Origin of the sequence: Campylobacter concisus (genome assembly GCF_002165775.1) — a bacterium.
Taxonomy (GTDB): Bacteria; Campylobacterota; Campylobacteria; order Campylobacterales; family Campylobacteraceae; genus Campylobacter_A; species Campylobacter_A concisus_E.
Genome location: NZ_NDYP01000006.1, coordinates 1 through 11,738 on the forward strand (window position 1 = coordinate 1; position 11,738 = coordinate 11,738).

At 35.0% G+C, this 11,738-nt stretch carries 16 protein-coding genes; 6 read left to right on the forward strand and 10 right to left on the reverse strand.

What is annotated here, in order from left to right:
• The 5 genes from lysS to gatC all read right to left on the reverse strand — a co-directional run.
• The coding region (lysS, locus tag B9N66_RS06130) for a lysine--tRNA ligase (protein ID WP_257639793.1) at positions 1 to 1,176 on the reverse strand (1,176 nt) is incomplete at its 3' end.
• A 4-nt stretch (positions 1,177 to 1,180) separates the two neighbouring features.
• Entirely contained in the window at positions 1,181 to 1,648 is a 468-nt protein-coding gene (locus B9N66_RS06135; protein ID WP_021091630.1) for a Fur family transcriptional regulator, read from the reverse strand.
• Position 1,649: 1 nt separating this feature from the next.
• Complete coding sequence (locus B9N66_RS06140) at positions 1,650 to 2,261, reverse strand: CvpA family protein (protein ID WP_087580342.1); 612 nt, start codon at positions 2,259 to 2,261, stop codon at positions 1,650 to 1,652.
• Positions 2,261 to 3,400 carry a type IV pilus twitching motility protein PilT gene (locus B9N66_RS06145; RefSeq protein WP_087580343.1) on the reverse strand — a complete coding sequence of 380 codons (1,140 nt, stop codon included), beginning with the start codon at positions 3,398 to 3,400 and terminating at the stop codon, positions 2,261 to 2,263. Before B9N66_RS06145 ends, B9N66_RS06140 begins: the two co-directional genes overlap by 1 nt.
• 10 nt (positions 3,401 to 3,410) lie before the next feature.
• Entirely contained in the window at positions 3,411 to 3,698 is a 288-nt protein-coding gene (gene gatC, locus B9N66_RS06150; RefSeq protein ID WP_087580344.1) for an Asp-tRNA(Asn)/Glu-tRNA(Gln) amidotransferase subunit GatC, read from the reverse strand.
• 127 nt (positions 3,699 to 3,825) lie between these two features.
• On the opposite strand from gatC, the gene B9N66_RS06155 reads away from it, so the two are divergent.
• The 6 genes from B9N66_RS06155 to B9N66_RS09935 all read left to right on the forward strand — a co-directional run bounded on the left by B9N66_RS06155 (position 3,826) and on the right by B9N66_RS09935 (position 7,441).
• A complete protein-coding gene (locus tag B9N66_RS06155) occupies positions 3,826 to 4,389 on the forward strand; it encodes a hypothetical protein (protein ID WP_087580345.1) in 564 nt (187 codons plus the stop codon).
• Positions 4,389 to 5,396 (forward strand): L-seryl-tRNA selenium transferase, encoded by a 1,008-nt coding sequence (locus tag B9N66_RS06160; RefSeq protein WP_087580346.1) that lies wholly within the window; start codon positions 4,389 to 4,391, stop codon positions 5,394 to 5,396. The genes B9N66_RS06155 and B9N66_RS06160 overlap by 1 nt, the downstream gene beginning before the upstream one ends.
• A complete protein-coding gene (locus tag B9N66_RS06165; RefSeq protein WP_087580347.1) occupies positions 5,393 to 5,725 on the forward strand; it encodes a hypothetical protein in 333 nt (110 codons plus the stop codon). Before B9N66_RS06160 ends, B9N66_RS06165 begins: the two co-directional genes overlap by 4 nt.
• Positions 5,712 to 6,341, forward strand: coding sequence for a type III pantothenate kinase (locus B9N66_RS06170; protein ID WP_084041953.1), 630 nt, complete (start codon positions 5,712 to 5,714; stop codon positions 6,339 to 6,341). The genes B9N66_RS06165 and B9N66_RS06170 overlap by 14 nt, the downstream gene beginning before the upstream one ends.
• The gene (hisG, locus tag B9N66_RS06175) at positions 6,338 to 6,946 is read left to right on the forward strand and encodes an ATP phosphoribosyltransferase (protein WP_087580348.1); all 609 of its coding nucleotides are present in this window, start codon (positions 6,338 to 6,340) and stop codon (positions 6,944 to 6,946) included. Before B9N66_RS06170 ends, hisG begins: the two co-directional genes overlap by 4 nt.
• A 378-nt stretch (positions 6,947 to 7,324) precedes the next feature.
• Positions 7,325 to 7,441 carry a NapC/NirT family cytochrome c gene (locus B9N66_RS09935; RefSeq protein WP_257639789.1) on the forward strand — a complete coding sequence of 39 codons (117 nt, stop codon included), beginning with the start codon at positions 7,325 to 7,327 and terminating at the stop codon, positions 7,439 to 7,441.
• Between the two features lie 522 nt (positions 7,442 to 7,963).
• On the opposite strand, the gene B9N66_RS06185 is transcribed toward B9N66_RS09935, so the two are convergent.
• From B9N66_RS06185 to B9N66_RS06205, 5 genes are all read right to left on the reverse strand, one after another.
• Complete coding sequence (locus B9N66_RS06185; protein WP_087580349.1) at positions 7,964 to 8,608, reverse strand: ABC transporter ATP-binding protein; 645 nt, start codon at positions 8,606 to 8,608, stop codon at positions 7,964 to 7,966.
• Entirely contained in the window at positions 8,608 to 9,672 is a 1,065-nt protein-coding gene (gene tsf / locus B9N66_RS06190) for a translation elongation factor Ts (RefSeq protein WP_087580350.1), read from the reverse strand. The genes B9N66_RS06185 and tsf overlap by 1 nt, the downstream gene beginning before the upstream one ends.
• Positions 9,672 to 10,460 (reverse strand): 30S ribosomal protein S2, encoded by a 789-nt coding sequence (rpsB, locus tag B9N66_RS06195; RefSeq protein WP_002941277.1) that lies wholly within the window; start codon positions 10,458 to 10,460, stop codon positions 9,672 to 9,674. The genes tsf and rpsB overlap by 1 nt, the downstream gene beginning before the upstream one ends.
• A gap of 145 nt (positions 10,461 to 10,605) precedes the next feature.
• Positions 10,606 to 10,821, reverse strand: coding sequence for an acetyltransferase (locus B9N66_RS06200; protein ID WP_087580351.1), 216 nt, complete (start codon positions 10,819 to 10,821; stop codon positions 10,606 to 10,608).
• A 78-nt stretch (positions 10,822 to 10,899) separates the two neighbouring features.
• Positions 10,900 to 11,628 carry a DUF4198 domain-containing protein gene (locus B9N66_RS06205; protein ID WP_180382075.1) on the reverse strand — a complete coding sequence of 243 codons (729 nt, stop codon included), beginning with the start codon at positions 11,626 to 11,628 and terminating at the stop codon, positions 10,900 to 10,902.
• Positions 11,629 to 11,738: the final 110 nt, after the last annotated feature.

An 11,738-nucleotide genomic window follows, 5' to 3' on the forward strand; every position in this document is an offset into this window, starting at 1 on the left:
TCTTCTTGAAAGTGGACTGATCGAAATCGGATATTCAATAACAAAAGTTGGGTGGATTAGTTTGCTCTCTACATAGTTATCAAATAGCTCAGCCTGCAAGTGACCAAGATCAAGCTTCTCATTTGCTTCAAGGCCATCAGCTCTTAGTTTTACTAAAATTTTATCTTTGTCATTTATTATGTTCTCATCTAGTCCACCGATCTCAACGAGAGCTTTTTTGTAGCTTATTCGCTTAAATGGCTTACTAAAATCAATCTCCATACCGTCAAAATTTACAACTTTTTCCATATCTAGCTTGTCTAAAATGACATTAAAAAGATCCTCTGTAATGCCCATTAAATCGTGGTAGTTGTGGTATGCCCAGTAAAACTCTATACTTGTAAACTCAGGATTATGAGTAAGATCCATGCCTTCGTTTCTAAAATTTCTATTCATCTCATAAACAGCTTCAAAACCACCTACTATAAGACGTTTGAGGTATAATTCAGGTGCGATCCTTAGGTATCTCTCGACTCCAAGTGCATTGTGAAAAGTGATAAATGGCTTGGCGTTTGCACCGCCTGCTATTGGGTGCAGCATCGGTGTTTCAACTTCTAAAAAGCCTTTTTCTTCAAAAAATCTTCTAATCGTGCTAATAATCACTGAGCGTCTTTTAAAATCTGCTCTAACTTCAGGATTCATTATCATATCAAGATATCTTTGGCGATATCTTGTCTCAACATCAACTAGACCATGATACTTCTCAGGAAGTGGGCTTATCGACTTTGAAGCAAGGCTAAGCTCGCTTACATGCATGGAAAATTCGCCAGTTCTTGTTATAAATGCATAACCTCTAACATAGACGATATCGCCTATCTCTACGTATTTTTTAACGATTTTAAACCACTCTGGATCAAGCGTTTTATTGCTAAAGTAAATTTGTAAATTTCCATCTTCATCTTCGATATTTGCAAAAACCGCTTTTCCAGCATCACGAATTAGTTTTATTCTACCTGCAAGACCTACTAGCTGACCCTCGGCTTTTTTTTCTTCTGTATCATTAATGTAGTTAAATTTTAGTCTAAATTTAGAGATATTCATATCTCTTCTAAGAAAATGCGGATATGGATTAATGCCTAAATTTCTTAGTTCGTCTATGCTTTGTAGTCGTTGAATCTCATGTTGGTTGTCAAATATCACCTTACTTTCCCTTTATATTATTTTTTGAGCATTTTTCACAAATTCCATAAAGCTGCATCATGTGACCAGTTAGTTTAAAGCCATGATCTTTTGCGATACTGATTTGTCTTTTTTCTATCATTGGATCTTCAAATTCTATGATAAGGCCGCACTTTCTGCATATCATATGATCGTGATGTGGCTTTGTGGCAAGCTCAAATTTTTTGCCTTGTGAACCAAAGCTGATTGATGTCACCATTTCTGATTCTTCAAGTAGATTTAGTGTTCTATAAACAGTTGCGATACCAATATTTAGCTCAGGGTGCGTTTCTTTTATAAAAAGATAAAGTCTTTCCGGAGTAAAGTGTTCACCATTGTTGTATAGCGTTTTTAGTAAAATTTCACGCTGTTTCGTGTATTTTAAACCATTGTCGCGAAGCACTCTTTTGAATTTCTCAAGCAACGCATCATATTCTAAATTTTCTATCATCTTATTCCCCTTTTGTGATATTAGAGTCAGTATTTACACTAGCATTTGCATCCGTTGAGATAAATGCGTCAGTTTTATTTGTATCCATTGGTCTTGCCACTATCTCATCTAACTCACTTTTGATATTTTTCACATCAAGATTTGTTATCCATTTGCCAGTTTCTATCAAAACCGGATAGACTTTACTATTCGCGAAATAAGGTGCAATTATATTATTTAGCGAGGTGCCAGATATTACAGCAACTACTGCCGAAAATGTTAAGAAAATTTTTCCACTTCCCATAACAAATCCACCAAGTCTATCCAAAAAACCAAGTCCGCTTACCGAAACTATTTTTGATAAAAATTTACCAACTAGCAAGCAAACTATCCAAAAAACTAGCCAAAGAGAGATAAATGCGACAAACTGTAAAAATGAAGGATTTTCAAATTTATATATATTTTTAGTTATAAACTCACCAGATAGATCTGAAAACCTGCTAGCTATAATTAAGCCGCCGATAAGTCCGATAAGTCCGAAAGCTTCTTTGATAAGTCCATTTAATATGCCTTTTATGCCAAGCATCAAGACAAGAGCGATAATAATAATATCAAACCACGTTACTAAATCCATTATATAGTTCCTATTAAATTTTGAAGTTCTTGCTGGCTAGTTGAATAAGCTAGTGCATTTTCTTTTGTAATCTTACCCTCTTTTAGTACTTTCATCAAAGCCTGAGTTTGCGTACTCATGCCAGTTTGTTGTTGATTTAGCTGCATCTGAGAGTAAATTTGATGTATTTTGTTTTCACGTATCAAGTTTGAGATAGCCATATTGTTTATTAAAATTTCATGCACTGCGCACCTTCCACCGCCTATCTTTGGGATTAGACTTTGTGAAACGACAGCAGTTAGCGAAACGCTAAGCATATTTCTTACTTGTAATTGCTCGCTCCCATCGAAACTATCAACGATCCTATTTATAGTTTGAATGGCTGAATTTGTGTGAAGCGTACCAAAGACTAAGTGTCCGGTCTCAGCCGCCGTAATAGCCGTTGAAATCGTCTCTCTATCTCTCATCTCGCCTACAAGTATGATATCTGGATCTTCACGAACCGCTGATTTTAGAGCCCTTGAATAAGAAGTTGCGTCAGTACCGATATTTCTGTGAGAAAATAGAGCTTTTTTATTGTTATGCACAAACTCGACTGGATCCTCAATTGTAATAATATGCTTTCTATAATTTAAATTTATCTCATTAAGCATAGCTGCAAGAGTTGTTGATTTACCACTTCCTGTCGGTCCAGTAACCAAAATAAGACCTTTTTCACGCTTAATAATGTGTTTAAAAATTTGTGGAGCATTTAACTCATCAAGAGATGGGATATTGATTGGGATTATACGAAAAGCAGCAGCTAAATCACCATTCATGGTATAGTAATAGTTGCCACGAAAGCGACCAATATCTGGAAGCTCGATCGCAAAGTCAAGCTCTTTATTATTCTCAAGTTCACTTTTTTGTTCATCAGTAATCAAAGCAAAACATAAATTCTCTATATCCTTGCCTCTTAATACGCCAAAATCAATAGGCTTTAAAGCACCATCTACTCTTATTTGTGGCTCAGATCTTGAAACAAGGTGAAGATCGCTTGCCTTATTACTCACAACAGTTTTTAAAAGTGTTTTTATATCGCCAGCAAGATTATTAAGGCTATTATCTTCTGGTATTTTTACACTTAAATTCTTTGCCTGAAGCTGTTCGATTAGATCCATATCTTTACCATTATTCTATTATTTTTGGTACAGCAAAAAAATGCCCTTCACGTGAAGGAGCGTATTTCAAGATCGTATCAATCACATCACTTGGTCTTGGCTTATCTTCTCTTAAAGGCGTGCCACCTTTTATAGAGCTAACTACAGCTTCGTCGCTGCTTAGATCAAGTTCATTTAAAATATCAACAAAAGATACAATCTCACTTAGTTGTTTTTTTACTTCTTCTCTTTTTTCATCACTGATTTGTAAGGCAGAAAGTTTTTCTAATTTATTTAAAAGAGTATCATCTATTTGCATTATATAAGTAACCTTATTAATTAGTTTTGAGCCATTATATCACATTCAAGCTTTAATTTTGGGATAGTTTTAATTTAATTATGTTAAAATCTGCGAATTAAAATTTTTTAAAAATAAAGGAAAAGCGTTGGCTATAAAAGAAGATCTAACACAGATAAAACAAGAGATTGGTGCTCAAGAACAGTTTTTAGAAAGCATGATCAAAGGTGAGCGTTTCTTTAGAAAGTATAAAAAATTTATGATAATTGCCATTATTGTTGCTGTCATTGCAATTATTGGATTTTATTCGAACAAAATAATAAATGATAATAGAATTGAAGATGCAAATTTGGCTTACTCAAAGCTCATTTTAAATCCAAACGATGCAAATGCCTTAAGCATTTTAAAAGAAAAAGAACCAAATTTATATGCACTTTTTTCGCTTCAGCAAAAGCTTGATAAAAATGAGACAAATGGCATTAGCGAGCTTGCAAATTTAAAAGTAAATCCTATAGTAAAAGATATCATTCTTTCACAAAATGGTAATGCAAACACTCAAATTTTAAGCGAATATAGCACACTCTTAAAAGGTTTTGAGCTTTTAAAACAAAACAAAATCAAAGAAGCAAATGATGAGTTTAATAAAATTTCACTCGACTCTCAACTTCAAACTTTAGTTAAAAATTTAAAACACTATCAGGGAATAAAATAATGAAAAAAATTACTCTTTTCTTGGCTTTTGCCTTGGCTTTAGTTTTAAGCGGATGTGGCACAAAAAGACAATATTTCGAGCCAGCTCAAACCTCTGGCAAAATTTCTTTGTCAAAAGATATGCCATCTTATATCAAATCAGCAAATGCAAATGGTGCCACTCTTGATAACGGCAATATTATCACCAAAAACGGCCTAAATACAAACATTAAGTTGCCTGAAAATTTTAATTTCTTAAATGAAAACAACGGCTTTATCATTTCAGCTAGTATAAATGGCGATCTAAATGTGACAGATCCTAGCGGACACAGCGTTTATAGTAATAAATTTTCAACAGCAATCGTTGCTGCCTCTCTTGATCAAAACCTATTAGCAGCTATCAGCGCGGCAAACCACATCTATCTAATAGACATAAATACCGCAACAACAATAATGGAATATAGCTCGTCTAATATAGCAGCAGTTGATTCAAGGGTCGTAGCACCATTTTTTATGAGCTCGCTTATCGTTTATCCGGCATTAGATGGCAAAATTTATATAGTACAAAAAGAGACTGGTAGAATTTTACGTGACGTGGTCGTAAGTTCTGAAAATTTCTTTAATAACATCATATTCTTAGGCGTTGAGGGCGATAATCTAATCGCAGCAACAGCTAAAAAACTTATCGTCATTAACCCAAGCCAAACGGTCTATTATGACGGCGAGATCAAAGATGTATTAGTTAATAACGATGAAATTTATATCTTTAAAAAAGATGGTACGATCGTAAGAACAAATCTTATGTTAAAAGAGCAAAATAAAGTTAATTTCAAATTTGCCATCTTCTCAGCAGCCACTATTATCAATAATAAGCTCTACGTAATCGAAAAAACAGGCTACGTTATAAAAACAAATTTAGACCTCAGTGGAGCTGAAATTTATGAATTTAGCGATGAGATAAAAGATAAAAGCTTTATGGGCAGTGGTGCCTTTTATTATGATAATGAACTTGTTAATTTAGGGCAATGAACCAAAAAATTTGGGAGCTTTTTGAAGCCAAAAAAATCCTTTTAAAAGATATCAAAGCACTTAATACAAGTGAATTTAGCACAAAAAAGACGCTTGATATCTTTTGGGGAGTGGACAATAAGAGCTTTTATAATCTTATCTTTTTAAGAACAGCAAAAAGTAGATTACTACGCAAAGAGGCTTTGGAGCTTGAAGAAATTTCTAAAAAAATAGAGACGAAATTCCAAACAAGCTTAAGAAAAAAAACTATATTTTATAGCTCAGAAATTTGTTCTAAAGCCTTAAAAGAACTACAAGACAATAATTGGCGATGTTATGATTTTGTGTAATATAGGCAATACTAACGCTACATTTTTAGAAGATGGCAAAATCTCACGTATGAAAATTTCTGAGTTTAAAAGCTATAAGCCAGAAAAAAAAGTATATTTTATATCCGTAAATGATGAAATTTTAAATATTTTAAAAGATAATAAGATGTTTGTGGATCTAGAACCATTTTTTACTATTGATACGATATATCAGGGTCTAGGTGTAGATAGAATCGCAGCATGTTACTCTATAAATAATGGCGTAATCGTTGATGCTGGAAGCGCCATAACAGTTGACATTATGGCAAATTCTATCCATCTTGGAGGATATATCTTGCCAGGCATTTCAAGTATGCTAAACGCCTACAAAAGTATCTCTCCACGACTTGATATTACTATAAATTCACAAATTGACATAGATGCACTACCACAAAAAACAGCCGATGCTGTGAGTTATGGCATTATTAAACCAATAATAACTCTACTAGATAAGCTAGCCGGTGACAAAAAAGTCTATTTTACTGGTGGAGATGGCGACTTTTTGTCAAAATTTTTTAAAAATGCTATTTGCGACAAGATGCTAGTTTTTCGTGCCATGCAAAAGCTAATAACTGAAAAGAAAGATATGATAATATGATAACAGTAGCACTACCGAAGGGAAGAATAGCTGAGGCAACACTAGAAATTTTTAGAAAAATTTTTGGTTCAAGTTTTTTATTTGAAGATAGAAAACTAATCCTTGAAGAAGGAAATTTTAGATTTTTAATGGTTCGCAACCAAGATATCCCAACTTATGTCACTGAAGGTGCAGCTGATATCGGTGTGGTGGGACTTGACGTACTTGAAGAGCACAAGCCAAATGTTGTAAGGCTACTGGATTTAAAAATCGGACAATGCAAAGTTTGCATTGGTATAAAAAATAACTCTGAATTAGATCTAAACCAGCCAGAGCTAAAAATAGCCACAAAAATGCCAAATATAACAAGAAATTATTTTACAAAACAAGCTGTAGCTGTAAAGATCATCAAACTTTATGGCTCGATCGAACTTGCACCACTAGTTGGCTTAAGCGATGCAATAGTTGATGTAGTCGAGACTGGCTCAACTATGAAACAAAACGGACTAAAGATCGCTGGTGATATCATGCAAAGCTCAGCTTATCTAATAGCAAATAAAAATAGCTTTATCATTAAAAAAGATGAGATTTTAGAGCTTTACAAAAAAATCAAAGAAGAGATTTAAAATCCTTTTCTCTTATCATAAAGCACAAAATTTCTCTAATTATAAAGTCCGACTATTCGCTTATAAATTCTTTTAGAATAATTCATTGGTAGCTATTGGCGCACATTAGCACAGCGACCAGTGATAATGGCTTCTTATCCTGTCATAAGAGTAAAAGCTCTTAGCTGATGGACTAAAATTTATGGATACTCTAAAAGCAAATCCTCACAACTCAGTTTATGATGGTCCGACTTTATACTGCGATGAGTGCACGAGCATAAAATTCCACAATGAATGGGGAGGGTAACACCTTGAAAATTTCAAAAACTATTAGTGCCTATAATCTTTATAAGTAAAATTTTGGATTTTTAGTTGTTTTGCCAGTTCATTATGCACTTTATGATACAAGCGGAGATAAATTTCTGTATAGTTTGTCATGAGATGGATCCTATGGCAATTGCTTACAATGATGATATTCATAGCAATAAAGGCAAAAATGGTATTTTAGAGGGCTGAGTATATTTCTTTAGTGATCCTGATGTGATTGATTGGTACAAGAATCTCAAAAACCACGAGTATTTCGTATTTGATAATAGCGACACTAGCTCCATACAAATGTAATAGATAACAACACTTCAGCACAAATTCAAAAGATGCATGCTCACCATCAACAACTTAAAGAGTTAAAATGTGCAAGCTACCAATATGATGTAGGACATGGGTATGGTTTAGAAATTACCTTGAATACCGAAAGCTAACATATAAAATTTATGAGAAGATTATATTAGAGCAAAAGATTGATGCTAAGAAAAAATCTTCAAAGATAAATATAAACCTACAAAAGAAGAAAAGGAATTTTTAAAACAAAAAGTTTTGATAAGAATAATACAAAACCAGTTAATGGGTTGGCTAGGTAAAGTTTTACTTCTTGTATAAATCTTTTAATACAAATTTATATTATAAAGATAGAGATAAATCTAAATTGGAAAAATTTATAAAAATATTAAAGATAAAATAATAAATTTTAGTTTTTAAAATTTAAGAAATTTGCACAAGCTCTTTGTTCACAAGCTTGTATGAGCTATCGCATTTTGCGGCTAGATCGTTGTCATGAGTAACTAGCACAAGGGCAGCGCTATTTTCATTTACATAGTCAAATAAAACTTGCATCACTTCATTTGCTGTTTGTTTGTCAAGGTTACCCGTTGGCTCATCTGCAAAGATAATCTTTGGCTTCTTGGTAAGTACTCTAGCGATACTTACGCGTTGCTGCTGACCACCGCTTAGCTCACCAACTTTTTGATTTATCACATTTGAAATTTTAAGCGACTCAAGCTCTTTTTCTTCTATTTTTTCGCCAGATAAGATACTTGCGAGCTCGATATTTTCATAAGCGCTAAAACCTTTAAAAAGATAGTGTGACTGGAAAATGATGCCAAAATGAAGCCTTCTAATAGCCAAAAGCTCGTTTTGTGAAAGCTCATAGATTGATCTATCTTGATAGATGACCTCACCAAAATTTGGCTTTAAAAGTGTCGAAAGTATGTGTAAAAGTGTTGATTTGCCACAACCGCTAACGCCTGTTATCGCGATGCTTTGTTTTTGATTGAGAGTTAAATTTATATTATTAAAGAGCGTATAATCATACGCAAAGCCTAGATTAGACGCTCTTAAAATTTCCATTAGCCTATTTGAGCAGCAACTTCTGCAGCAAAGTCATCTACTTTTTTCTCTAAGCCTTCGCCAAGTTCAAAACGAACGTATTTTACGATCTCGATCTTGCCACCAAGCTCTTTGCTTTTTTCTTCAATAACTTGTTCAATAGTCTTTTTATCGTCCATTACATAAAACTGGCCTAAAAGTGTGAGGCGTTGGTCAAGCACTGTGTTGTCAGCATAAAATCTCTCGATCTTACCAGGGATGATCTTGTCCCAAATTTTCTCAGGTTTGCCCTCAGCTTTTAGCTCTTCTTCGATCGCTTTTGTAGCTTTTGCAAGCTCTGCCTCGCCTATCTGGCAGCGGCTAGCATACTCAGGGATGTGATGAAGTGGCTTGCCTAAGCGTTTTAGCTCTTCATTTTCTTTTTCAAGCTCAGCACGAAGTGCGATAAATTCTTTCTCAACAAAATCTTTATCAAGGTCTTTATAGCTTATAACGCTTGGCTTCATAGCAGCTGCATGCATACATAAATTTCTTATAAAATCAGCTGCTTTATTTGCAACTTCTACGCTTTCGCAAGCTGCACCGATAAGTACGCCAACACGGCCATTTGAGTGAACATAGCCATTTACCACACCTTTATCATCAGCAATAATAGTCTCAAAGCGACGAACTACAAGGTTCTCACCTATAGTTGCGATCTGAGTTTTGAAGTAATCTTCAAACTTAACACCATTTAAAGTGCTCGCATTTAGCTCTTCAACTGTTTTTATGCCGCTTGATTGGATGTGAGCTGTTGCGTCTTTTGCAAGTGCTTGAAACTGTGGGTTTCTAGCAACGAAGTCAGTCTCAGAGTTGATCTCACTGATAGTTGCTTTCTTGCATTTTGAGCAAACTTCAACGCTTACTAAGCCCTCGCTTGCAAGGCGGTCAGCCTTTTTAGCAGCTTGACCTAGGCCTTTTTCACGAAGGATGTCAACAGCTTTTTCCATGTCGCCATTTGCTTCGCCAAGTGCCTTTTTGCAGTCCATCATACCAGCTCCGGTTGATTCACGGAGCTCTTTTACCATTTGTGCAGTTATTTCCATTACTCTTCGTCCTCACCAAAGTCTTCTTCACTCATAGCCTCAGCTACAACTGCATCTTTCTCATCTTGGCTTACTTCTTCGCCAGCAGCTTGCTCGCCACCATCTTGCTCAAGAAGTGATTTGCCTTCGTTGATCGCTTCAGCCATCTCTTGGCAGAAAAGCTGAACAGAGCGGATAGCATCGTCATTCCCTGGGATCGGATAGTCAACAACGTCAGGATCGCAGTTTGTATCAATAGGTGCTACAACTGGGATTTTTAAACGATTTGCCTCTTGAACAGCGATCTTTTCTTTAACTGTGTCAACAACAAATATCATATCAGGTAGACTTTTCATATTGCGGATACCGCCAAGAGTTGCGATAAGCTTCTCTTTTTTGCGGCGAAGCATCAAAGCCTCTTTTTTAGTTAGTAAATTTATCGAACCATCTTCTTCCATAGTTTCGATAACTTCTAGTTTGCGGATAGACTGACGGATAGTACCAAAGTTTGTCATCATACCACCTAACCAGCGGTGATTTACATAAGGCATTCCACATTTTTCAGCGTACTCTTTGATAGCGTCGATAGCTTGTTTTTTAGTACCAACAAATAGCACTGACTTACCTTCAGCAGCTGCGTCACGAACGATGTTGTAAGTGTAGCGGAAGTAGCGGATAGTCTTTTGTAGATCTATAATATAGATACCTTTTCTCTCGCCAAAGATAAATTTTTTCATCTTTGGGTTCCAGCGGCGTGTTTGGTGACCAAAATGTACGCCACACTCTAATAAATCTCTCATAGTTACCATGAGTTTCTCCTTGTTTTAGGCATTTTGCCTTGAATTTAGTTTTATCCTCCACGACCATTAATGCTTTTGCACAACCAAATTTAGGATTGTCGTGTGTGAAATAAAGGGGGATTATACTTAAAGTAATATGAATTTAAACTAAAGTTTATTTACTTAATTGTGAGTCTTCTTCAATTTTTATTAACTTAGCAAAAATTTCTGCCAATGCTTGCCTTTGTTCGGATGAAATTTCAAGCTTCTTAACATTTAAAAGAATGCTTACAAACTCCTCATTTTGAATCGTTTCTACGCCAAATTTTCTTGCATTTGTAGTGATTTTTAGCACAAGAGGATTTTTTGATTTAAAGTTTTCGTAAGGCATTCTTTCTCTACTTTTCAAAATTACAAAGCGATTATAAAAAATTTATAATAAATTCGGACTCAAATTTATATCAAACTTTTATTCTTTTATCTCAAAACTAAGCGTCGTTTTTAATGTCTCTTTATCGCACTTCGCAGCGTCTGGATAAGGTCTTTCATAAATCACTTCAAATACCCAAAATCCTGGCCTTAGAGCTAACACTTCAGTGATGCCTTGCTCATCAGTCACACCATAAAACGCGTGCTTATGGTCTAAAAATCCAGCAAAAGTACCAGTTAGCTTAGCTCGCCCTAGTGGCTTTCCGTCAGCAAAAACCTGCAATTTAAAAGGCTTATCTACTCTAAATTCCGCTGGGTTTTGTAGCGGTACGATCTCGATTTTAACTCCAATAGGTTTAGTTACGAAGTCGTTTGTTTCACCTAAATTTAAGACTCTCTTAGACGTTATCGTCATCAGCCGGCAAATCTGTATATCGCTTAGATCCTTTAGATCAAGCTTAGTTTTGTCTATTAACCACTTGCCATCACTACGTTTTTTAAGCGAATACATAGGATTTTGCTGTGCTAGTAAGATATATGTGCCTTTGTCTAATCTTTCGCCCTCATAGCGGTAGTTCTCGCCACTTTGCGTAAGCTTCTTTTTGCTACCATCTTTACTTATTACAGTAATTGGCGCAGAAAGATGGACGCGTTCGGCCATAATAGGCTCTAGCTTTGGAAAATCGTCGCTATAACCCATGTTTGCGATAAATTTTCCTAGCTTTTCATCATTAGCTCCATCTACCCAAAACATGTGTGCTTGCGCCATATAAAAGGCTCCTGTTAGCATAATGGCAGTCAAAAATTTTACCTATTTTCATGATTTTCCTTATTGTTATTTTTGATATTTAATGTCAAATTGTAGCTAAAAATTATTAT